The organism is Saccharibacillus sp. WB 17 (assembly GCF_008634075.2).
Classification (GTDB): domain Bacteria; phylum Bacillota; class Bacilli; order Paenibacillales; family Paenibacillaceae; genus Saccharibacillus; species Saccharibacillus brassicae.
Genome location: NZ_VPFK02000016.1, coordinates 1 through 23172, shown reverse-complemented (window position 1 = coordinate 23172; position 23172 = coordinate 1). Strand labels below are relative to the sequence as shown.

Here is a 23172-nt window from a genome sequence, read left to right as displayed (position 1 = left end):
CTTTTCCAAATGATTCTCTACGCCAACTATTCGATCATGAAATAGTTCAACAATGAAACTATAAAACTTTGGAGTACGTCTGTCAACCGTTCCGCCTTTTCTTTTTCCGTTCAAAAAAAGCAAAAAGACCTTTCCCGAAGGAAAGGTCCGAACCCAATCAGCCTGAACAGAAATACGCACGAAAAAAGACGAAACAGGCGCGAGGGAGTCCAAAAACGTTCGAACTCCCGGTTGCCTGATCCGCCTCCTCCTTATTCCTGCTCTTCCTCTTCGACCTCGTACACGCAGCGGAAGCGTTCCAGGCCCGAATCCGTAAAGCCGAGGCTCAGGACGGAAAAGCCGATGCTGCGGTAAAAGTCGACCACTTCTTCGTCCGTTTCCGCCACGACGCGTTCGGGCTTCTCCCGCACCATCAACTCCAGCAGCATGCCCCGACCGTAACCGAGGCCGCGGCTGCCCGGATCGACAGCGATATGCTTCACCGTGATCTCGCGGTCGCCGCTCGGCTCGAAGCCGACGACGCCGAGCATCTCGCCTTTTTCCAGATAGGCCAGCAGCTCGGATTGTTCGTTCTCTTCATAAAAAGCGATCGCCCGTTCCACATGTTCCGGATCGGGAAAAACGGATAATTCCAGCAGGGCGGCGACTTTTTCGTTCCGCGCCTGTTCTTTGACGGATTGCAGCATCGTATTCCTCCTGTGTTCTATTGCGGCGCGATCCGGGCATGCCGGCGCAGTTCCGCGCGGGCCGCCTCGTACGCGCCGTTCAACTTCGGCAGCACGTCTCTCGCATCCTGCGCCCGGTTCTCGCGCAGCGCCTGTTCGACGTTCTCCAGCAGTTTCGCCAACTGGTGAACGCCGAGGCTCAGACTGCCGGACTTCAAATTGTGCGCGACCCGCAGCCCCTGCTCGCAGTCGCCCGCGCGGACGCATTGTTCGAGCCGCACAAGCTTCTCCGGCGTCTCTTCTTCATAGACAGCCAGCAGAGAACGCAAAATGTCCGGTTCTTCGCCTTCGTCCAGTTCGATCAGCTCGCGCACGACCGCTTCGTCGATCGCCCGGTCGGACGCGCGCGGCATCCATTTTTCCAACATGGACCCGAGCGATTCGATGCTGACCGGCTTGCCGAGAAAATCGTTCATGCCCGCCTGCAGGCATTCTTCGCGTTCGCGCTTCACCGAACCCCCGGTCAGCGCGAGGATCGGGATCGGGCCGCGCATCTCGTCCCGCTCCAGTTCGCGGATACGAAGCGTCGCTTCGATCCCGTCCATGACCGGCATCTGCTTGTCCATGAGAATTAGCGCATACGGACGACTGCGAAAAGCTTCGACGGCGTCCCTGCCGTTCTCGGCCACGTCTACCGAGTCCAGCCCGAGCTTTTTGAGCTGGATCCGGATGACGCGGCTGTTGATCGGATTGTCTTCAGCGACCAAAATCGGGATCCCTTCACCCGACGTGCCGAACGAAGGAACGGCATGCAGCGCGGCGCCCGCGCCAGGCTGCTCTTTTTCCGGCGGAAGGTTGATTTCGAACCAGAACGTCGAACCCGACCGTTCGCGGCTGAACACGCCGATCTCGCCCTGCATCGTATCGACAAGCGATTTGCAGATCATCAGGCCAAGCCCGGTGCCTTCTTTGGCTTTACCCGCTTCGGTCTGCGCGTACGGCTTGAACAGCTTGACGATGTTCTCTTCCGAGATGCCGATACCGGTGTCGCGGATTTCGAACCGGACCCGGTCCGGGCTGCCTGATGCCGCGCGCACGACGACCCGGATCTCTCCGTCTTCGGTAAACGTGTTCGCGTTGTGGATCAGATTGATCAGAATTTGGCGGATGCGCGTCGGATCGCCCAGAAGCGTCGACGGCACGGAATAATCGATGTCGTATTCGATCCGGTTGCGCTTCGCGCCCGCTTTGGGCTGAAGCAGCTGCACCACGTGGGCGACGACGGTTCTCGGCTCGAACGGCTTGATTTCGATATCGAGGGCGCCCGCTTCGCTTTTGGACAAGTCGAGCAGATCGTTCACCATGCCGAGCAGCTCGCCCGCCGATTCGTCGATCAGTTCCGTCCATGCCTGCTGTTCTTCGCTCAGGGCGCTGCCGCGCAGCAGCTCGGTCATGCCGAGGATGCCGTTCATCGGGGTGCGGAACTCGTGGCTGATCATGGCCAGAAACCGATTTTTCGCTTCGTTGGCATGCTGCGCTTCGCGGACCGCTTTTTCCATTTCCGCATTGCTTTTGGCAAGCTTCCGCTGAAGCGTCACCAGTTCGTTGTTCATCGACGAAAATTCGTTCAAAATCCGTTCTTCCTTCAACTGCCCGCGCACGATCCGGTCGTTGAGACCTTCGACGATCCCGCGCAGGCGTTCGATCTCGCGCTGCAAATCAGCTTCCAAGTTCGTGACCTCCTTCCGCACCCGGCTGCCCTTCGGCCTGTCTGCGCCGGCTTGCGCGTCCGCGCATCATCCGCTCGGCTTCGAGCAGCGCCCCGCCGGGATCCGGCGCGTATCCGTCGGCGCCGATTCGCGTCCAGAGCGACGGATCGACGTTGAACGGCAGACCGCCGACCAAAATCAGGACGTTCGCCGAACGGTCGTCCGCCCGCAGGTTCGCGATCAGTTTCTTCATTAGATGCACATGGAAAGTCATCGTGGCCGACAGCGCGACGATATCCGCCCGGCGGCGCAGAATCAGGTTCATCAGCTCGTCCTCGTCCACGCTCGCGCCCAGATAGTGGGTATCCCACCCTTCCATCTCGAATACGTCCGTCAGCATGCGCAGTCCGATTTCGTGCATCTCGCCGCCGACGCAGGCCGAGACGAGCACTTTCGAATTCGAGTCGCGCCCGGCTCCGATCCATGACGTATACAGCCGCGACATGGCGCTCTGCGTCACGGCGGTGCAGTAATGCTCGTCGGCGACGCTGATCTGCTGCGTCTGCCACAGCCGTCCCACTTCGTACTGCGAAGCCTGGAAAATGTATGCGTAAATATCCCGCACACTTTCTCCCCGCTCGAACAACAGGTCGATCAGCCTATATGCCCCGGCCCGGTCCCCGCTCAGCAGCGCGTCCAGATACTCTACGCTTTCGCGTCCCAGCGGCCGGTCTTCGGCGAGAAAAGACGGCACTTCGGCCGGCTCCGCCGTGCGCGCAATGCCCATCTCCAGAATCCGGATCGTCCGGTCGGTCGATTCGTCGCGTTCGCCCGCCTCGACCCGGCCGAGAATCAACTCCAGCTTGAGACGGATATCGGCTTCCGTCAATCCGTAGCCGGCCAGCAGCTGCTTCAGCCATCCAACGTAATGGACGAACAGCGACGGGCTGTCCATCTGCACACTTTCCGCCAAATAATGCAGCGTATAGGCCGTGTCCCGCTTGGACTTGTTGAATCCCGCCTGTCCGTACCGCTCCATCAGATCGGGCTGGACCCGGTAATGTTCTTCCGTGACCGCAAGCGCAAGTCCTTCGATTTCCGCCGGCAGCATCTTCCCTTCCCGTAACGTCAAGCTGACCACCCACTTTGGGAGAAGGCCTGCCGCCGATCCTGCCTGCCGAACTTCGGACCGCTGCGCATCCTTCCCCGGTTTTGTCCGTCCTGAATACCGGTTAAAGCTTCGGGTTTATCTTCCCATACCGCGAAAAGATGCGCAACTTGACAAAACAAACGTTCCCTGCTTGTCGACTTTTACAAAACGCTTTTCGGGGGCAGCGAAGAACGGGTGAAAAGATCGAGGCTTCCGTCTTCGCGCCCGACGACGACCGTATGCGCCATATCGACGAACAAGCCGTTTTCCACGACGCCGGGGATAGCGTTCAGCCCGGCGTGCAGCGAAGCCGGATCGTCAATCGATACGCCTCGGCAGTCCGCAATGTAATTGCCGTTGTCCGTTACGTACGGCTCTCCGTCTTCCATGCGCAGCCCGGGGTTCAACTGCAGCGCTCTCAGCGCGTCGAGCGTCCATTCGTGCGCAAAAGGAACGATCTCTACCGGCAGCGGAAAAGCGCCCAGCGTGTCGACCATTTTGTCTTCGCCGACGATGACGAACATTTTGGCGCTGCGCGCCGCCACGATCTTCTCGCGCAGCAGTGCGCCGCCCCCGCCTTTGATGAGCTGCAAATTCCGATCCACTTCGTCCGCACCGTCGATCGTCATATCGATTTGGCCCACTTCCGCAAAAGGCACGATCGGAATGCCGAGCGCAAGCGCCTGTTCTTCCGAGCGTTTGGACGTCGCGACCGCCCGGACGTTCAGTCCTTCCTTGACCCGCTGTCCCAACCGCTCAATCGCGAAATACGCGGTCGACCCCGTACCGAGTCCGACCGTCATGCCTTCCTCGATCGCTTCGACCGCCCGCTCGGCAGCCAACTTCTTCGTGTTCATCTCCGCCACTCCGTTCCGCTTCGCCTTTTTTTTGAAAAACCCTACCCCTTCATTGTAAATCAATTGTTTTTCCCAGAACAATCTTTTTCTTGTGATCCAAAAGCTTGTTCGCTTCGTTACAAAGACAGTTGGTAAATGTCGAATAAAATCACAATTTGAGATTTTATATCACTTTTATGTCAAAAGACCTAAACTCTCCTGAATCTCTCGTCGATAAAAGAATTAGCGAATAAAGTCGAATAATGTACCTAAAAGGATGGTAAACGATAATGTTTCGACAAAATAAAGGAAAAAAAATTTTATTTTCCACAATTTCCGCTGTTTTACTTCTTTCTTCCCTCACTTTTTCTCAATACGCCAAATCTCTTCCAAATGTCGAACAAAATAACCAAAATTCGACATTTTCGACACCGAGCGTCATTCCTGCCAAACCGATCACGAACGTATTCGTCAAATACGCCGACCGGGACGGACAAAGACTCGCGCTTAACGTCACGCACGATCTCGACTACCATATTTACTGGAACACGAACATGATGTCGCTGCGCACGAACCAGGCCGGCCTGGCCAAACTTCGCGCCAGCGATTCCATCCAATCGATCGAGCTGGACCGGACATACAGCGGCATGCCTCAGAGCAGCGCATCCTTGTCGAATGACGCTTCCGCCGCTCCGTCTGCCGCTTCTTCGGCCTCGAAGATCAAGCAGGGTGCCTGGGGCTACGACGCAATCGACACTTCCAAGGCGCAGCTCGCCGGCTACACCGGCAAAGGCGTCAAGATCGCCATTCTCGACACCGGCATCTCGAACGAATCCGGCATCCAAATCGCGGGCGGCACGTCCACGATCGACGGTACGCCTTCGTACGCGGACGACAACGGACACGGAACGTTCGTCGCCGGCATCATCGGAGCGAAAAGCAAAGCGTACAAAGGCATCGCGCCGGACGCTTCGCTGTACGCGGTCAAAGTAATGGACAAAGACGGCAACGGTTCGACCGAATCGTTGGCGCAGGGACTGGACTGGGCGATTCGCCAGCATATGGACGTCATCAATCTGTCGCTGTCTTTCCCGCAGCAATCGGGCGCCGTGCAGGAACTGCTCAAAAAAGCGGCCGATCAGGGCATCACCGTTATCGTAGCCGCGGGCAACTCCGGCAACGCCGACGGCAGCGGCGACACGATCGCTTTCCCGGCCAAATCGCCGGAAGCGATCACGATCGCGGCGGTCGACTCGCAGCTGCGCCGCGCCGACTTCTCCGGCACGGGCGACAAAGTCGAACTGGCCGCTCCCGGCGTCGGCATCATCAGCACCAGCGTATCGGGCAAATACAAACTCGGCGAAGGCACTTCCGCAGCCGCTCCTTTTGTCAGCGGCATGGTCGCCGTGCTCAAGCAGGCCCATCCCGAGCTCGGCGCGGACCAGATCCGCACGGCTTTGCAGCAGAGCGCGCAGGATCTCGGCGCACCGGGCCGCGATACGCAGTACGGCTTCGGCCTGATCTCGTTCGACCGCCTGCTGGGCAAAGGCTCCGTGATCGCTTCGGCTCCGGCGCCTGCCGCTGCGTCGGTATCGGACGCTTCCATGGGCACGATGGCCGCTTCCGACAAGATGATGGCTTCCAAAAAGCAAAACGGAAATTCCAATTCCAAATCGGGCGATACCGGCACGTTCCGTTAAGTCCGGCAGCCGCGCCAAAAAAGACTCCGGTCTTCCCCAGTGGGAAGATCGGAGTCTTTGTCATGGAGCGGACCGGGCGGCCTTGCCGCCGGACGTTCATGTCCATGCGGACACGGCCGGGCGAACACGGCCGGGCGAACGCGGCCGACCGGGCGCGCCGAGTCAGGCGCTGCTTAGCGCCAGCCCGAACGCTCCACGAGCGAAGCGATCTGGGACGCGTGATGCTTGCCGTGCCAGGCGTAATGCTCCGTCTGTACGCCGAGCAGCGTCCATGTTTCGGATTCCGGATGGTAGAAGCTCCGGCGCATCTGCTCCGGCGTCAGCGATTCCAGCAGGAACGCCCAGCGCGTATGCAGGCCGCGCAGAATCAGCAGCGACGCGCCGACGGCAAGGCTGCCGGCATCCGGCTGCTCCGCCCAGATGTTCTCGTCGTACGGCTTGATCGTCGGCTTGTCTTCGGTCAGCGCAAGCTTGAGCCGCACGTAGGCGTTCATATGGCTGTCCGCCAGATGGTGCACGACCTGCCGGGCGGTCCACCCGCCCGGGCGGTACGGCGTATCGAGCTGCGCTTCGCTCAGCCCTTCGATCGCCGCTTCGAGGCGGTCCGGCAGACGCCGGATGTCTTCGATCCACGCTTCGAGCTGGTCGTCTTCGAACGTCTCGAGCTGCGCGGGCCTGCCGATCGGGTAACGCAGGGCTTCAAGTTCGCTTTCACTTGCGGCATGTTCGTTCACGGCGTAGGCCTCCCCTGGATCTTTTTATCGAATCGTTTGCCGGGTCGTTCGTCGAATCGCGGATCAGATCATCTTCTTCGGATCGACGTAACGGTCGAATTCTTCTTCGGTCAGCAGTCCTGTCGACAGAGCCGCTTCCTTGAGCGACGTGCCTTCAGCATGCGCTTTCTTGGCGATCTTCGCCGCGTTCTCGTAGCCGATATGCGGATTGAGCGACGTGACGAGCATCAGCGAATTGTTCAGGTTGTGCTGGATCTGATCCAGGTTCGCTTCGATGCCGACCGCGCATTTGTCGTTGAACGCGAGGATGGAATCGGCCAGCAGGTTAACGGATTGCAGGAAATTGTAGATCAGTACCGGCTTGAACACGTTCAGCTCGAAGTTGCCCTGGCTGGCGGCGAAGCCGATCGTCGTATCGTTGCCGAATACCTGCGCCACGACCATCGTGATCGCTTCCGGCTGGGTCGGATTCACTTTGCCCGGCATGATCGAACTGCCCGGTTCGTTCTCCGGAATGCGGATCTCGCCGAGCCCGCTGCGCGGACCGCTGGCCAGCCAGCGCACGTCGTTGGCGATCTTCATCAGGTCGGCCGCGAGCCCTTTGATCGCGCCGTGCGTGTAGACCGCTTCGTCGTGGCTCGTCAGCGCGTGGAACTTGTTGCGAGCCGACGTGAACTTGGCCTGCGTGAACTGCGAGATATACGCCGCCGCGCGGTCGCCGAATTCCGGATGCGCGTTGATGCCGGTACCGACCGCCGTGCCGCCGATCGCCAGCTCCTTCATGTGCTGCACGCTTTCCTTGATCATCGTGCCGCTTTTCTCCAGCATTGCGGACCAGCCGCTGATCTCCTGGCCGAGCGTCAGCGGAGTCGCGTCCATCAGATGCGTGCGCCCGATCTTGATCACGTCTTTGAAAGTTTCGACCTTCTCGTCGAACGTCGCTTTGAGCACGGCAATCGCCGGCAGCAGCTTGTCTTCGACGGCCGTCACGCCGGCTACGTGCAGCGCGGTCGGGAACGTGTCGTTGGAACTCTGCGACATATTGACGTCGTCGTTCGGATGAAGACGCTCCTCGGTACCGCCTTTGCCTTCGAGCAGCTGGTTGCCGCGGTAGGCGATCACTTCGTTGACGTTCATGTTGGACTGCGTGCCGCTGCCCGTCTGCCAGACGACAAGCGGGAAATGCTCGTCGAGCAGCCCTTCGAGAATCTCGTCGGCCGCCTGCGAGATCGCGCCGGCTTTGGCTTCGGACAGCTTGCCGAGATCGCGGTTCGCGAGCGCCGCCGATTTTTTCAAGATGGCGAAAGCGCGAATGACTTCGGAAGGCATCTTCTCCTGGCCGATCGGAAAGTTTTCTTTGCTGCGCTGCGTCTGCGCCCCCCACATTTTATTCGAGGGCACCTTCATTTCACCAAGCGTGTCTTTTTCGATCCGGTAATCCAAAATCCGTCTCCTCCTTCATCGCTATCACAAAATGGTCACGCTTCAAGTTTAATTGTAGCGTTTTCAATAGTCAAAAAGAAAGCCATATCAAAAGCAAATGTCTCCACAATTTTGCCGGGCGGTGTATCCGCTGCGCATACCCGGTCGCTGCGCGACGATCCGCACAGCTTCAAGTGACTGTCGTTCCTTCTTCCTGCAGCGGTTCCGGCTCGGCGGGCAGACACCATTGGATCTCCGGCAGGCCGTGCTCCCGCAAAAAATCGTTCGCTTGCGAAAACGGACGGCTGCCGAAAAATCCGCGGTCCGCAGAGCGCGGGCTCGGATGCGCCGCCTTGAGTACCAGATGCCGGCCGGCATCGATGAAAGAACCTTTCTCCTGGGCGCTGCGTCCCCACAGGATGAACACGGCCGGCTGCTTGCGCTCGTTAATCGCCGCGATCGCGGCGTCCGTGAACGTCTCCCAGCCCATGCCCTGATGCGAAGCCGCCTGGCCCCGGCGCACGGTCAATACGTTATTGAGCAGCAGGACGCCCTGCTTCGCCCAGAATTCGAGAAAGCCGTGGCGCACCGGCTCGCAGCCCAGATCGTCCCGCAGCTCGCGGTAAATGTTGTCCAGCGACGGCGGCACGCTGCGGCCCGGCTGGACCGAAAAGCTCAATCCGTGCGCCTGGTTCGGTCCGTGGTACGGGTCCTGACCCAAGATGACGACTCGCGTATCCGCCAGAGCTGTCAAATGAAAAGCGCTGAAGATGCGGTACATGTCCGGGTAGACGGTTCCGCTCCGGTATTCGTCCGCCAGCTTGCGCCGAAGTTCGGCGTAATACGGCTTCTCCATTTCGGGATGCAGAATCCCGGCCCAATCGTTCGTAAAAATCGGCTTCATGCGGCGGTTCCCCTCTCCTGTTCGCTTGTTCGCGGCGGCGGATTATGAATAGGCGTTCTGCGTCTCTTCGATCGGCGCGCTGCAGTATTCGCACTGCGTTTCGGTGCCGGCGCGAATCGTTTTGCGGCTGCCGCACGAGCGGCAGACCGCCACGACGAGCCCGGACGCGCCGGCTTTCGGACGGACCGATTTGGTGCGGTAGATTGTACTGCCGCTGTCCGCCGCCGGTTGATCTTCGGCGCTCTCCGGCTCTTCGGCGGAATAACGGCTCGTCTGCGCGTCCAATTCGGCCATCTGCGCCTCGTAGCTCGGCCGTCCGCCGGCTGCGGACGATCCGTCATAGGCGCTCTGCGAGGTGCGCGATCCGTGGCCGCCCCGGCCGACGCCCGCCTGTTCGCGCAGCGCCCGCAGGCGCTTGCTGCGGCGCAGCAGCCAATAACCGAGCAGCAGGAACAGCAGGCCCGGCAGCGCGAAAAAGAGAACAAACCCGATCGCGGTCGACGCGGTTGAATTGCCGATGCCCGGCTTCCACGTATCGAGCACAAACCAGGTGCCCATGACGATCCAGAACGCGCCAAGCGCATTCAACAAGACTCCGATGACCCTCATTGCCCTTTCCCCGCTTTCTTCTCGATGTCCGATCGCCTTCGCGGCGTATCGGTTCAAATTATACCGCAGCCCGTAAACAAAGAAAACGGCTTTCCCCATAAGGAAAGCCGTTGAATCGCGAAGCAAGGGTCGGACGACAGACGCCGCGATGCAGCAAAGCCGGTCAGGATACGCGCAGCACGGCGCGGTTGCCGAACGGATCGAGCGCGGAAGGCCCTTCCGGCGTGTCCGTCACTTCGATTCCGGCTGCGCGCAGCGCGGATACGGCCGCGCCGAGTTCTGCCGCGTCCGGATATTCGATCGTGAAATAGCGCAGCCCGACCGCATTCGCGGGCGCCGCCGGAGCGCCGACGCCCGCCCATGTGTTGAGTCCCATATGGTGATGGTAGCCGCCCGCCGAGACGAACAGCGCCCCGCCGCCGAAATGCAGCACGACGTCGAAGCCGAGGCCGTCCACGTAAAAGGCGCGCGCTGCGGGCAGATTGCCGACATGCAGATGGACGTGGCCGATCACGGTGCCGGCCGGCAGTCCGTGCCAGGGACCGGCGAGCTGAAGCAGCGACTGCACGTCGACCGGATCGCTGCCCATGACGTATTCGCCTTTGGCGTCTTTTTGCCACTGGGAACGGGGACGGTCCGCGTAAATCTCGATACCGTTGCCGTCGGGATCGTTCAGGTAGAACGCTTCGCTGACCGCATGGTCGCCCTGTCCGATGCCAATCCCGCTTGCGGCCAAATGGCGCAGCGTCGTGCCGAGCGAGGCGCGATCCGGCAGCAGGATGGCGAAGTGGTACAAGCCCGTCACGCTCTGCTGCGGCAGCACGATCGCCTGCTCCACTTCTTCGAGCCCGAGCAGCACGCCGCTGCCGCTCACGCCGAATTCGGCTGTCGTGGACGTCTGCGACAGAAGCGTAAGACCGATCGTTTCACGGTAGAAGCGGATCGACCGTTCGATCTGGCTGACTTTGAGCTGAACCCGCCCCATATGGGCGTCGGGATGAATCTGATAAGCGGACATGGATGTAACCTCCTGTTTTTATACATTTTTTCTTATATAATTATTTGTTTGTCATGAGTAATATTATTTATAGTTTCATCATAGTATACTAAGTTACAAAAGTAAAGCAAATGATTAAAAGAAGCCTGCATACGCGGCCGTTCGGACCGTCGCATTCGCAGGCTTCTTCTTGTGATTTGTATGCGGCTCGTTCTCTTTGATCTTTTTTCCGATTCGCTGCTTTTCCCTAACATCTGTTAACCGGACAAACCGGCCTGTCTGGCCAAAAACTCCATCGCCAGCCGGTTCTGCCCGTCCGACACCCAATGCCCGTCGAACGGATACACGCGCATTTCCTTGTCCGAGACGATGCGGTTGTACGCCGCATAGACCGTCTCCGGCATGCAGCAGAGATCTTTCAAACCGCAGGAGACCATGACCGGAATCCGAATCCGGTGCGCCAGATTGACGTTGTCGAAATAGCTGAGCGTGCGCAGCACCGCGTCCAGATGCCCGGGATGCCGGCTGACGAACTCCGCCGCTTCGGACAGCGAACTGTTCGCGTTCAGAATGCCGAAGTCCATCTGGCACATGTTGGGGATATGGGCGACCGCCGCTTTGGGCACGCCGCTCAGCGCCGACACGATCAGCGCAAGCCCGCCTCCCTGGCTGCCGCCGATCAGCAGCACCCGGTTCGGGTCGGTCTCCGGCTGCGCCGCGGCCCATTCCGCCGCGCGGATCGCGTCGATCGTAATCGCCCGGTAGTAGGCCGTTTCCCGATCGAGAATGCCCGGCGTCAGCCAGCCTTTGGCCGCCCCGTAAGGCTGGTCCAGCCGGCTGCCCGTCTCGCCGCCCTGCCCGCGCACGTCGACCGACAGCACGGCGAAGCCCATCAGAATATAATGGGCGAACTGCTCCGGCATGCCTTTGCCGCCGCCGTACCCGTGGTAATGGACCACGCACGGGAATTTCCCGCCGTCCGCCGGTTCGGCCGCCGGCGTCAAGTACCAGGCGTGCATCGGCGTGTCGTCCGCGCCTTCGTAAGTCGATCTGTAGGCGCGCATGCCGCCCATCGGGGTGTGCACGAGCTCCCGCGTGCCGTTTAGCGGCTTGTCCGCGTACGACGCGAGCGTCGCCTCCCAGAAAGCGTCGAGGTCGTCTTCCGCCGTCAGGATCGGGCTGCGGCGCTCCAGTTCGCGGATGCGGTTCTGAATACTGTTCGTCATTGCGGGTTCCAGTCTCCTTTTGCACCCTTACCGGTCTTCCCGCTCCAGCAGGCTCCGATACAGGCGTTCGTTCTCTTCATCGTAGCAGACGAACGCCGCTTCTTCCAAAAGCGGTTCGCCGCCTGCGGACGCCCGGCGCTCCAGTTCGCCGCGGATCGCCGCCCACGCCGTCTCGGCCGCCGCTTGTTTGGGATACCCGTAGATGCCTGTCGAAATGTTCGGAAAAGCGATCCGCCGCGCTCCCGCCAAAGTCGCTTCTTCGATCGAGCGGACGTAGCAGGACGATAGCGCCTTCGCTTCCCCGTCCGTGCCGTCTTGATACACCGGGCCGACCGTGTGCACGACGATGTTCGCGGGCAGCTTCCCTGCCGTCGTCACGACCGCGTCGCCCGTCTCGCAGCCTCCCTGCCGGGCGCGGACAGCGCGGCATTCTTCCAGTATGGCCGGGCCGCCGGCGCGGTGAATCGCTCCGTCCACGCCTCCGCCTCCGAGCAGCGACGAATTCGCCGCATTGACGATAGCGTCCGTCTCGTATCGGGTAATATCGCCGCGCACGACGATGACGCGGGTTCCGTATACCGTTCGTTCCATGGATAAGCCCTCCCTTTTCGCGAATATGCCGTATTTCACCGTTTTGATCGCGGGCGAACCGGTTCGGGCTTCTTTTTCCGCCAAAAAAAAGCCTGTCGGCGAAGCGTGACCGAAAATCCGGTCTGCTCGCCGACAGGCTTGAACAGCTTGAATTACTTGAACGACTGTGTGTGAAAAAAGGCTCAGCCCGCTTTGGCCGCTTCGATCGCCGCTTCCACGTTCTCAAGCGTCGGATTCTCGACTTTGGTGCCGTTGACGAAAATCGACGGCGTGCCGGTGATTTTGCTGTCGTCGCCAGCCTTGACGTCGGCTGTTACGGCAGCCTGGTACGTTTTGTTTTTGAGATCGGCCGCGAATTTCTCGATATCGGCATCCGGCACCGTTTGTTTGACCAGATCGACGATGTATTTTTCCGTTACCCAGTTGTCGCGCACTTTGTTCGTATCCTGGTTCGCGTACACCGCTTTGTTGTAAGCCCAGAAATAATCCGGATTTTGTTCGTACAGCGCTTGTCCGCCCAAAGCGAGCAGCATGGAATCGTCAGCCAGGAACGGATAATCGGCGAATTGGAACGAAGCTTCGTTCGTATCGACATATTTGGTCTTCAGCTCCGGCAGTACCGTTTCTGTCCAAATTTTGCAGTCCGGGCATTTGTAATCGCCGAATTCGACGATTTTGACCTTCGCGTCCGCTTTGCCGAGCGTCGGCTGGTTCGTTGCGACATAGTTCGTCAGCACGACCGGTTCGGCGGAAGCCGCCGGCGCCTGGTTTTCCCCGAACTTCGTCAGCAGGTAGATCAGTACCAGCAGCACCACGACCAGGCCGACAAAGCCCAGCGCGATCGCGCTCAGATTGCTTTTCTTGCGCTTGCTGCCCGACGTCCACTGCGAAGCGGCCGTGTTCGGATTTTGCTGCGGTCTGGCGTTTTGCGGCCGGCCGTTTTGCGGTCTTGCGGCGCCCCCCGTATTTCTTTTGGCACCCTGCGGCTTGCCGTTTTTCGGCGCCGGCTTTTTGTTTTTGCTCATCCTTTTTCCCCTTATCCTCAAGTTTGCCTGTCATTGCCGCTCAGCCCGTAAGGCTGCCGACCGACAGGAACGACTGTCTTTGATTATATCGAGTATGGGCGGTCCGATTCAAGCTTCCAAGCATTTCCGTTAAAAATAAGACGTCGATACCGTTCTTTTATCGTTCTTTTGCGCGCCAAAAGCCCGCTTCTCCCGAAGCGGGCCTACTTCTGCGTCTTCTATGCTCGTCTGGTCGCTTCCTTGCCGAGGCGCCGCGCAGGCGCCGAACCCGGCTTCAGGAGACGCGGGAGCGTTCTTCCGAAGAGGGCGGACGAAGTTTGCGCGTTTTCGGCCGGCCCCGCCAGGACAGGTACGTCCAGACGCGCAGCACATACTCGATCGGTCCGGTGCGGAACCGGCGCAGATAGAGCGGGCTCAGCCAGAGCTGCGCCGCATAGATCGCCAGCGCGATCACGGTGCCGACGAATACGCCGGCGTGGCCGAACAGCCCGAAGCCATATCCGTAAAAAATCGTCGTGCCGATCACGCTCTGCATCAAATAATTCGTCATCGACAAGCGGCCGACAGCTTCGAAGTTCGGCAGCAGGCGGTGGCGGCGAACGCCGGCGTACAGCAGGGCAAACGCATGGATATACCCGAGCGACAGAATCGCCCCGCCGACCGTATCGCCGAGCCCCAGCCCGGGCAGCCCTGCTCCGCCGAGCTGCGGCGCCAGCATGCCGTAAGCTTTGAGCAGCAGCCCGATCGCAATGAAGACGGCGGCGCGGCGCCGATGGAAGCGGCGCATGCCCTGCGGATCGTCGAACGTGCCTATTCTCGCGGCCCGCATCCCGAGCAGGAACATCGGGGCAATCAGAATCGGGGCAAACAAAACGGCAAACAGCAGAAACATCCCGTTTTCTTCCCCGAACGGATCGACTTCGTTGCGGAAGCTGCGAATCTCCGCGTACGTGCCGGTGCCGTAGACGTCGCGGCTTTGCAGCACATAATTTTGCGTATGCGCCGACGAGCCGAGTCCCGCTTCGACCGGATCGAGCGGCGTCAGCCCGAGCGCGCCCATCACGGTCATGAGCAGCACCGCCCAGATCAGCAGCGTTTTCGGTTTGCGTCCCACAAACAGCAGCAGGAAAAAGCCGGTCATGCCGTAAAAAGTCAAAATGTCGCCTTCCCACAAAAACGTCGCATGCAGCATGCCGATGCCGAGCAGCAGCAGGAAGCGTCTCGCCAGATGCCATTTGGGGCGCAGTTCGCGTACGGTCAGGCTGTCCGCCAGCTTGACCATCCCGAACCCGAACAGATAAGCGAAGATCGGCATGAAGCTGCCGACGACCGCGATAAACAGGAACGAGCGGAAAGCCAGGTCCGCTCCTTCGATTCCGAACAGCTGCGGCTCGGTCTCCCCTAACAATCCGTATTGAAAAATAAGCATGTTCGCAATCAAAATGCCGGCCAGGCTGAAGCCTCTCAGACCGTCGATTAATTGAACCCTTTTGGTTCTGTCCATGTCCATCACCTCTGCACCCAGTGTAACGCGGCGGCTTGAAGAGACGCTAAAGCCTTTCTTAACGTTTCCTTAACTCTGCCTGCCGCATGCGCAGGAAGCGCCGGGCCGTGTTAAGATGGCTGCAGCACGCGGCAGGCGCTCCCCGAAGCGGAAAAGGCCTGCGCTACAATAAGGAGAGAAATTCATGAACCCTACCACCATTTTGATCGTGGACGACGAGAAAGCGATCGTGCAGATGATCGAGATCGTGCTGCGCAAAGAAGGCTTCGAACGTATCCATACGGCGGGTACGGCCGCGGAAGGGCTGGCGCTGCTGCGCGAACACGGCGCGGACGTCATCCTGCTCGACGTCATGCTGCCCGATCGCAGCGGCTTCGAACTCGGCCCGCAGATCCGCGAGCTGTCGGACGCGCACCTGATCTATTTGACCGCGCGGACGACCGATCTCGACCGGCTGACCGGCTTTGCCGTAGGCGGCGACGATTACGTCACCAAGCCGTTCAATCCGCTGGAGATCGCCGCGAGAATCCGCGCGCGCCTGCGCCGCGGTCCGGTCGAGACGCAGCCTGCCCCGGCGGCGATTGTCGATACGCGCCGGCGGTACGACTTCGGCGATTTCGTGCTCGACGAACGCGCCGGCGAGCTGACGGTCGGCGGCCGGCCGGTCGCCTGTCCCGCGCAGGCGTACCAACTGCTGCTGTTTCTGTGCCGCAATCCCGATATCGTCTTCTCCAAAGCGCAGCTGTACGAATCGGTCTGGGGCTTCGACGGTCTGAGCGACGACAATACGGTCATGGTCCATATCCGCAAGATCCGCGAGCGGATCGAAGCCGATCCCGGTTCGCCCCGCCTTCTGCTGACCGTTCGCGGACTCGGCTACAAGCTTGTGCGGGGACGCTTCGCATGAACAAGCCGCCAAGCTTCCGCCCCGGGCGCCTCGCGAGGCGGCTCGGCCTGCATTTCACGGTGCAGTTCTTCATGATCTGGCTGTCGGTGCTGACGACGATCTTCGTCGCCCTCTTCGTGCTCATCTACTATCTAAGCCGCGACCAGCTTGAGACCGGCACCCCGGAAGCGATCCTGGATTCGCTGTCGGTCGAGACGATCGTCGAAAGCGGCAGCGCCGAACTGCCCGAAGCATGGCCGCGGCAGCTGCAAAAAAGAGGGTATTGGCTGCAAATCGTCGACGCCCGCGGCGAGATCGCCTATGCGGCCAATGCACCGGAAGACGTGCCAGATCGGTATTCCGCGGCCCGGCTGCTTCGCATCGCCGATACGCACCGGCTCGGCTCTTACCGCATGACGACGATGTACGAAGAGTTTTACGGCCAGCGCAGCTTCTACCTGCTCGGGCAGCTCGACCCCAACGCAAGCAAGCTTCAGGACTGGTTCACGCGTGATTCGGAGTCCGGTCGCGTCCGTTCTTCGGCCGAAAAGAGGCTCGGCGGCGAAGTGCAGCGGCTCGGCGCTTCGCTGCGCGTGCTGGACGAGAACGGACGAACCGTGCAAAGATACGGCGCGAACGCGCAGCGGGAATTCGAAGAAGAAGGAGCGCTCGATCTCGTCCGTATCCGTTCGGCGCCCGGCACGGCGGACACCGGGCTGTCGTACCATTACGATGCGGAATCCGGCTATACGTGGCTGCTGGAATCGCCGCGGGCGCAAGCGGAATCACCCCGGCAGCCGATGCTGCGCCTGATCCTGACCGTATCGGGCATCGTGGGCGGCGCGATCCTGCTGCTGACGCTCGCCCTAGCGGCCTGGCACGGATACCGCTACGGCGGCCCGCTGCTGCTGTTCATGCGCGGCTTCGAACGAATGGGCCGGGGCGAATACGAGCATGTGTTTACCGACAAAGAACGCCGCAAGATTTTCCGCAAAAACGGACGCTTCCGCGCCCGCTACAAACTGTACGGCGAAGTGATCGCGGGATTTTCGGACATGGCCGGCAAACTGGCGGGTTCGCGCGACGAACGGCGGCGCCTGGAAAAATCCCGCGAAGAATGGATGGCCGGTATCTCGCACGACCTGCGCACGCCGCTCACTTCGGTGCAGGGTTACGGGCATCTGCTCGAAAGCGGGCAGTTCAGCTGGAGCGAACGGGAACTGCGCGACATGGGCGTCACCATCCGGGAGAAAAGCGCCTACATGCTGGAGCTGCTGCAGGACTTCTCGCTGACGTTCGAACTCAAAAACCATACGCCGGGCGAACGGCTCGAACCGCTCGAACTGAACGAATTCGTGCGCCGGGCGGTTCTGCGTTACGTCAACGACGCGACGCTGCCGGGCACGTCGTTCGGCTTCGAGGAAAGCGACGAACCGGTCGGGATTCTCGCAAACGCCAAATGGTTTCAACGGCTGCTCGACAATCTGATCTCGAACGCGGTCAAGCATAACGAACCCGGCACGCCGATCACGCTGTCGCTGCGGCGGACAGGCAGCGACGCCGTCATCGAAGTGCGCGACGAAGGGTCCGGCATGGACGAACAGACGCAGGCCCGCCTGTTCGACCGCTACTACCGGGGCACGAACACCGACGAAGGCGTCGACGGCGCGGGGCTCGGCATGAGTATCGCGCATGCGGTCGTCACCGCGCACAAAGGCACGATTTCCGTCGATTCCAGGCCCGGCCGGGGCACCCGGATCACGCTCGTTTTTCCGGTCGCGCCCGATATTTGACACCGCTTTCCGAACTTCGTATACTTGCGTGAGCAAGCAGCAAAACCAGAATGAGCAGGCCGGGCCGCGGGGACGGAATCCGGTCGAGTAAGAGGGGGACTATCGTTGTATCAGCCGCAAGATTCTATCGGTTTTCAACTGGGCGTCATCTACCGCAAAGTCAGCAACCGTCTCGCCGCCAAGCTCAAAGACTACGATTTGACGCCCGAGCAGTGGTCCGTGATGTGCTGCATCTGTTTCAAGGAAGGCATGAATCAAAAAGAAATCGCCGAGCGCACTTCCAAAGACCAGCCGACCGTCACCCGCATCCTCAACGTCCTGCACCGCAAAGGACTGATCATGCGCAGCAGTGACCGGGCGGACCGGCGCGCCTACCTTATCTATCCGACGGACAAAGGCCGCCAGGTCACGGAAGAGACATCGGTGATCGAACGGCATCATAACGCCGCCATGATCGAAGACTTCACCCCGGAGCAGCTCGACCTGCTGGCCGAAGCGTTCCGCAGAATCGAACGCAACGCGGAACGTTACGACGACGGCCCGGCTATCGAAGCCGGCGGCGAGGAAGCGTCCGATTTGTCCTGAATACGGTTTCGGTCGGCAGCGCGGCAACTTCGGGTTGGAATGTGTATAAGGGCTTGTGCCGCAGCCGATGTAAGGAACCACGCGTAAAAAGCCGGCGTCGGCTTAAAATGTTAAACAGCCCGATTCTCCGTTTGGAGAGTCGGGCTGTTTGCCGATGGTTGGGTGCGCGGGCGGCGCACGGGCCGGGCAAGTCGGGCAAGAAACCGAAGCAAGCTGCCCGAGAAAAAAAGCCGACGCTCAGCGCCGGCTTTTTTTGCTGTTTCGTTTGTCCCGCATCTCCTGCAGCCGGGCTTGAGCAAGCCTGGACGCTTCGGCTTCGCGCTCGAGATCGTCCAGCTGGCCCGCCGGACGGTAGACCGTGCCGCCGTGGCACACCTGCATACGTTCGGGATCGAAATCGCGGAGCACGCCTGCGCTTTGCAGCGCAAGTTCGGGATCGGGCGTGAACCGGGGCGGAATCAACCGGCCCCGCTTGGCGTTGAAAAGGTCGCCGGCCAGCAGCACTTTGTCCGCGCCGTGCCAATATACGACATGGCCCGGCGAATGGCCGGGCGTGAAGTACACGTCCAGTTCGCCGATTCGCGCCGGTCCGTGCTTCGGCGCGGCGGGCAGCGGCTGCAGGATGCCTTTTTCCACGTGGGCTCTGGCCTGGCTTTTCCCCGGGTAAGCCAAGTCCCCTTCCGCGTACGGAATCTCGCGCTCGTGCATGTACACCGGGACGGGACGCTGCGCCAGGATGCGCTTGAGCCCGCCCACATGGTCGGCATGGCCGTGCGTCAGCACGATCCGCTTCAGCGGACCGGCATTCATCCGGTCGATTTCTTGCAGAATGGCTCCCGCCATCATCGACAGGCCGGTATCGACGAGCGTTACGCCGTCCGGCTCCGCCACGNGCCGCCTCTTGACCATAAGAGGCGGCCTGCGGGCTGTCAAGCGATTTCCGGCTTCGGGATCATTCGGCTGCCGGAAGCAGCGTCAGCTCGCCCAAGCGGATCGAACCGTGCAGCCGGACATACAGGTCGACCGGGCGATCGACAGTCAAGCCGGGCGCCGGATCATCCGACGTCTTCGCGTCACGTCCGCCCGGCTCTTTTTGACCGGAGAGAGTACTCCATTCCCCTTCCCGTGCGCCCGCAATATCTTCCACGCCGAGCAGCTTGCCGTCCGCGTCTCCGAGACGAAGCTCGACGCGCCCGGCCGTTCCGCCGTTGCGCACGCGCAGCGTCCAGCCGGCCAGCCCCCGGGTCAGATCGACCTCGCGGAACCGCAGTTCGCCCGGCGAAGTCGGATCGGCCGTACGGACAGCCGTTTCGCCATGCTCGCCCTCGTCCAGCAGCACGTTGTCGGACTCGTCGAAGTTCTCCGCGCGGGTCGGGACGTACAGATTGCGCGGCGGCACCGTCTCGCCTTCCACCGCAAAGTCGGCTTGCGCCCGGATATCCGCGGAAGAAGCGCCGATCATCAGCGTGTACGTGCCGGATTCCACGCAAAACTTGTCGCGCGTGACGTCCCAGAACGCAAGCTCTTGGACCGGAAGCACGAAGTTCACTGTCGCTGTGTGTCCCGCCGCGATGTGCACGCGTTCGAAGCCTTTGAGCTGCTTGAGCGGACGCTTGACGGTCGACTGCGCGGCGCGCACGTACAGCTGGGGTACTTCTTCGCTGTCCGACGTGCCCGCGTTCGTCAGCTCGATCTCCACCGTAACGACGTCGCCTTCGCCGAACGTGTTTCCGCTCAGCTTGGGCGTTCCGTAACGGAACGGCACGTAAGTCAGACCGTGGCCGAACGGGTACAGCACGTCGCCGGCAAAATATTGGTACGTCTGTCCGCTGCCGATAATGTCGTAATCCGTCATGGGCGCAAGGTCCGCTTCCGAGCGGTACCACGTCATGCTGAGCCGGCCCGCCGGAGCGGCGTCGCCGAACAGAACGTCGGCGATCGCCGTGCCCATCTCCTGCCCGCCGTGCGCCGTGTATACAATCGCCGGCACAAGCTCGGCCAGATCTCCCAGCGCGAACGGATAGCTGCCGACGATCACGACGACCGTGCGCGGATTGGCCGCGTGCACGGCGCGGATCAGCTCTTCCTGGCTCTGCGGCAGCTTGAGCGACGGACGATCGATCTCTTCTTTGCCGTTGACGTACGGGCTGTTGCCGACGCAGACGATCGCGACGTCGCTCTGCCGTGCCGCTTCGGCCGCCTGTTCGATACCGCTGCGTACTGTCTCCAGACGCAGCTCGGCGGCTGCGATATCGCTTGCCGGCGCTGCGGCGCGCAGCACAGGCGCGGGCGCCGCTGCCGGAGGCGCGGGGAGATCGGGAGACGCCGAAGCGGGCGGATGGGGAACCGCCGAAAGCGAAGCCGCTGCATCCTGCGGCGCCAAGCCCGCGCTGCCGTGCCCGGCGGCTTGCGCCGATTCGCCGTCGAACCGGCCGATCGGCAGGCCGTTCCACTGCCGCAGCGTCAGCTCCCCGCCTCTGCCTTCGTGCAGGTCGAACAGTTCCTTGACGAACCAGCCGCCGATCTTGTCGGCCGAAGCCGACAGCGGCTTGTCGTCCTGCGCGCTGACGAAGCGGCCGTTGGCATGCGCCTGAAGCGTATGCTGTCCCCAGCCCCAGCGGGTCAGCTCGAACAGCGAAGCGTCGCTTCGGCTGTCCGCGTCAGGCCGCGGAGCTGCCGACGCGTCGCCCTGCCGCTCGCGCGCGGAGCCGGACCGCGTATCCGCCGCGCTGCCTGACAGCGCATATGCCGCGCCGCGCAGCGCCAGCACGCCGTCTGCGCCCGGCTGCACGGCCCATACGCCGCCGTCCGCGGCATCTCTCAGCCGCACCGTGTCGCTGCCTTCGACGTAGCGTACGGCGCTTGCCGCGCTTGCCGCATGAGCCGCGCTTGCGGCGTCCAAAGCGCTTGCGGCATCCGCCGCCGCTGCGCCGCTGCCGCCCGGCTGTATGCCGCCGGGCGCATCCGGGCCGCCGTATGCGGCCCGAACGCGCAGCCAGCGCTGCGCTTCATCGAAGCCGGCGACCGCTTCGTTCGCTTCGCGCACCGTTCCGGCCGCAGGCCGCTCCCCGCCCGCGGAACCTGCGGCCGGGTCGTTGACGTCCAGCTTCGCCCGGACGCCGTCCAGGATCGACACGCGGTACGGCAGCGTGCCGCTGTACCAATCCGTCCAGACCGCGTCGGCCGTCGGCCCGACGACGGCTGCGCCGGACACGTCCGCGCTTCGCAGCGGCAGAAGTCCGTCGTTCTTGAGCAGCACGACGGACTGCTCCGCCGCACGCCGCGCCAGCTCGGCGTGCTCCGGCGCGCAGAGCGTCGATTCCGGGATGCACGCATACGGGTTCTGTTCTTCCGGGTCGAACTGGCCGAGCCGGAATCGAATGCGGAAGACGTTGACGAGCGCGCGGTCGACGTCTTCTTCGCCAATGAGGCGGCGCTCCAGCGCTTCGCGCGCCGCCGCAATCACAAGCTCCGGGTCGTCGGTCAGACTGTCGACGCCGGCGAGCAGCGCACCCGCCACGGAGTCGGCGTGCGAGTCGTGATACTTGTGGAAGTTCACCGTCTGCGACAGATCGCCTCCGTCGCAGACGATGAAGCCGTCCATTTTCCACTCGTCCTTGACGAACCGCTGCACGTAAGGACTCTCGATCGCCGGCGTGCCGTTGATCGAATTGTAGGCGGTCATCATCGACAGCGCGCCGCCTTCCTCGAACGGAATACGGAACGCTTCGAGGTAATATTCGCGCATATTGCGCGGCGTCACGCTCGACGATCCGTCCAGACGGCCGACTTCGTTGTTATTGGCGAAAAAGTGCTTGAGCGTCGCAACCATTTTCAGATAAAACGGATGGTCGCCCTGCATCCCGCTCGCGAGCGATGCGGCCAGCTTGCCCGTCAAATGCGGATCTTCCCCGTACGCTTCTTCCGTGCGTCCCCAGAGCGGGTTCCGCTCCATATCGACCGTCGGCGCCCACAGCGTCAGCCCGTGCGTCTCCGGCTCGCTTCGGTGATAGCTGCGCGCTTCGTCGCCGATGACGGAACCGATCTCGCGCAGCAGCTCTTTGTTCCAGGTCGACGACAAGCCGATCGGCTGCGGGAACACCGTCGCCACGCCTTTCCAGGCGACGCCGTGCGCCGCTTCCCCGCCGACGCGGTAAGCCGGCACGCCGAGCCGCTCCACCGCCGCCTGCCGGGTCGGCAGCAGCGCGAGCTTTTCTTCAAGCGTGAACCGGGCGATCAGGTCGCGCACCCGTTGTTCCAAAGGCTGCGAGTGATCCAAATACAACTGCGTCATTGGTTTTCCCTCCTTGATTGGGCCTGCCTGTTGAGTTTTTCCCACAAATCGGTTCGACGTTTCCATCCAATAAAGCGCTATCATTATTAAAAAAATCAAATGGAAAAGAAATCAAACGAGCATTCGGGCACAACCACGATGAATCACCCAGGATGCGCCGCGCCCGCTCGTTCTGTCTTTCTGTGTATCTATGTTTCTGTCGCCCTGTCATTCTGCAGCTTGCTCGCGTGCCTGTAAAATTAGCGAAAATCAGAACCGGCGCGCAGAAGAGCGGAAGAATGATGACTTTTGGTCAACATTTGTCCCCTGTGCCGATAAAGTTTTATGCAAATGTAGATTAAAAATCAACATTTTCAACGTAAAAGAGCTGATTACAACCAAAATCGCGGCAAATGCGTACATTTAGTCAACATTCGCGACTTTGCCTGCGAGTTTCGCTTGAAATGTTGACGCCTAGTCAACATTCCCCATCTTACTCGCGAATTCCGCCCAAACCGCTAACCCCTCCCCCACATAGAAGACTCCTCCCTTCCCCCTTGCGC

At 61.2% G+C, this 23172-nt stretch carries 19 protein-coding genes; 4 read left to right on the top strand and 15 right to left on the bottom strand.

Features of this window, described 5'->3' with window-relative positions; all coding sequences use genetic code 11:
- Positions 1-251 precede the first annotated feature (251 nt).
- From FTE24_RS08265 to rpiA, 4 genes are all read right to left on the bottom strand, one after another.
- On the bottom strand, positions 252-686 hold the full coding sequence (locus FTE24_RS08265; RefSeq protein ID WP_150230955.1) for a GNAT family N-acetyltransferase: 435 nt from the start codon (positions 684-686) through the stop codon (positions 252-254).
- A gap of 17 nt (positions 687-703) precedes the next feature.
- On the bottom strand, positions 704-2395 hold the full coding sequence (locus tag FTE24_RS08260) for an ATP-binding protein (protein WP_150230957.1): 1692 nt from the start codon (positions 2393-2395) through the stop codon (positions 704-706).
- Positions 2385-3485: a cobalamin B12-binding domain-containing protein gene (locus FTE24_RS08255; protein WP_150230959.1), complete on the bottom strand. Its 1101-nt coding sequence runs from the start codon at positions 3483-3485 to the stop codon at positions 2385-2387. The genes FTE24_RS08260 and FTE24_RS08255 overlap by 11 nt, the downstream gene beginning before the upstream one ends.
- Before the next feature lie 200 nt (positions 3486-3685).
- Positions 3686-4381: a ribose-5-phosphate isomerase RpiA gene (rpiA, locus tag FTE24_RS08250; protein WP_150230960.1), complete on the bottom strand. Its 696-nt coding sequence runs from the start codon at positions 4379-4381 to the stop codon at positions 3686-3688.
- A gap of 533 nt (positions 4382-4914) precedes the next feature.
- On the opposite strand from rpiA, the gene FTE24_RS08245 reads away from it, so the two are divergent.
- Positions 4915-6060 carry a S8 family peptidase gene (locus FTE24_RS08245; protein ID WP_160441696.1) on the top strand — a complete coding sequence of 382 codons (1146 nt, stop codon included), beginning with the start codon at positions 4915-4917 and terminating at the stop codon, positions 6058-6060.
- A 173-nt stretch (positions 6061-6233) separates the two neighbouring features.
- Here FTE24_RS08245 and FTE24_RS08240 read toward each other — a convergent pair whose 3' ends face one another.
- The 9 genes from FTE24_RS08240 to FTE24_RS08200 form a co-directional block, all read right to left on the bottom strand.
- Positions 6234-6794 (bottom strand): YfiT family bacillithiol transferase, encoded by a 561-nt coding sequence (locus FTE24_RS08240; RefSeq protein WP_150230964.1) that lies wholly within the window; start codon positions 6792-6794, stop codon positions 6234-6236.
- Positions 6795-6857: 63 nt separating this feature from the next.
- Positions 6858-8237: a class II fumarate hydratase gene (gene fumC / locus FTE24_RS08235; RefSeq protein ID WP_150230966.1), complete on the bottom strand. Its 1380-nt coding sequence runs from the start codon at positions 8235-8237 to the stop codon at positions 6858-6860.
- A 169-nt stretch (positions 8238-8406) separates the two neighbouring features.
- On the bottom strand, positions 8407-9120 hold the full coding sequence (locus tag FTE24_RS08230; RefSeq protein ID WP_150230968.1) for a uracil-DNA glycosylase: 714 nt from the start codon (positions 9118-9120) through the stop codon (positions 8407-8409).
- A gap of 42 nt (positions 9121-9162) precedes the next feature.
- Positions 9163-9729 (bottom strand): hypothetical protein, encoded by a 567-nt coding sequence (locus FTE24_RS08225; RefSeq protein WP_150230970.1) that lies wholly within the window; start codon positions 9727-9729, stop codon positions 9163-9165.
- Between the two features lie 163 nt (positions 9730-9892).
- Entirely contained in the window at positions 9893-10747 is an 855-nt protein-coding gene (locus FTE24_RS08220) for a VOC family protein (RefSeq protein ID WP_150230972.1), read from the bottom strand.
- A gap of 236 nt (positions 10748-10983) precedes the next feature.
- Positions 10984-11952: an acetylxylan esterase gene (locus FTE24_RS08215; RefSeq protein WP_150230974.1), complete on the bottom strand. Its 969-nt coding sequence runs from the start codon at positions 11950-11952 to the stop codon at positions 10984-10986.
- Between the two features lie 27 nt (positions 11953-11979).
- Positions 11980-12543, bottom strand: a complete 564-nt coding sequence (locus FTE24_RS08210; RefSeq protein WP_150230976.1) for an O-acetyl-ADP-ribose deacetylase — start codon at positions 12541-12543, stop codon at positions 11980-11982.
- Between the two features lie 182 nt (positions 12544-12725).
- Positions 12726-13568, bottom strand: a complete 843-nt coding sequence (locus tag FTE24_RS08205; protein ID WP_150230978.1) for a DsbA family protein — start codon at positions 13566-13568, stop codon at positions 12726-12728.
- Between the two features lie 274 nt (positions 13569-13842).
- On the bottom strand, positions 13843-15072 hold the full coding sequence (locus tag FTE24_RS08200; RefSeq protein ID WP_237401695.1) for a DUF418 domain-containing protein: 1230 nt from the start codon (positions 15070-15072) through the stop codon (positions 13843-13845).
- 184 nt (positions 15073-15256) lie between these two features.
- Between FTE24_RS08200 and FTE24_RS08195 the strand changes: the two genes are divergently transcribed.
- The 3 genes from FTE24_RS08195 (at position 15257) to FTE24_RS08185 (ending at position 18336) form a co-directional block, all read left to right on the top strand.
- A complete protein-coding gene (locus tag FTE24_RS08195) occupies positions 15257-15979 on the top strand; it encodes a response regulator transcription factor (protein WP_150230982.1) in 723 nt (240 codons plus the stop codon).
- Positions 15976-17751 (top strand): sensor histidine kinase, encoded by a 1776-nt coding sequence (locus FTE24_RS08190; protein WP_150230984.1) that lies wholly within the window; start codon positions 15976-15978, stop codon positions 17749-17751. Before FTE24_RS08195 ends, FTE24_RS08190 begins: the two co-directional genes overlap by 4 nt.
- 105 nt (positions 17752-17856) lie before the next feature.
- Positions 17857-18336 carry a MarR family winged helix-turn-helix transcriptional regulator gene (locus FTE24_RS08185; protein ID WP_150230987.1) on the top strand — a complete coding sequence of 160 codons (480 nt, stop codon included), beginning with the start codon at positions 17857-17859 and terminating at the stop codon, positions 18334-18336.
- Between the two features lie 237 nt (positions 18337-18573).
- On the opposite strand, the gene FTE24_RS08180 is transcribed toward FTE24_RS08185, so the two are convergent.
- Together FTE24_RS08180 and FTE24_RS08175 are read right to left on the bottom strand one after the other, a co-directional pair.
- Positions 18574-19227, bottom strand: a complete 654-nt coding sequence (locus tag FTE24_RS08180) for an MBL fold metallo-hydrolase (RefSeq protein WP_337190035.1) — start codon at positions 19225-19227, stop codon at positions 18574-18576.
- 61 nt (positions 19228-19288) lie between these two features.
- Positions 19289-22630 carry a glycoside hydrolase family 3 C-terminal domain-containing protein gene (locus FTE24_RS08175; protein WP_202111800.1) on the bottom strand — a complete coding sequence of 1114 codons (3342 nt, stop codon included), beginning with the start codon at positions 22628-22630 and terminating at the stop codon, positions 19289-19291.
- Positions 22631-23172 lie beyond the last annotated feature (542 nt).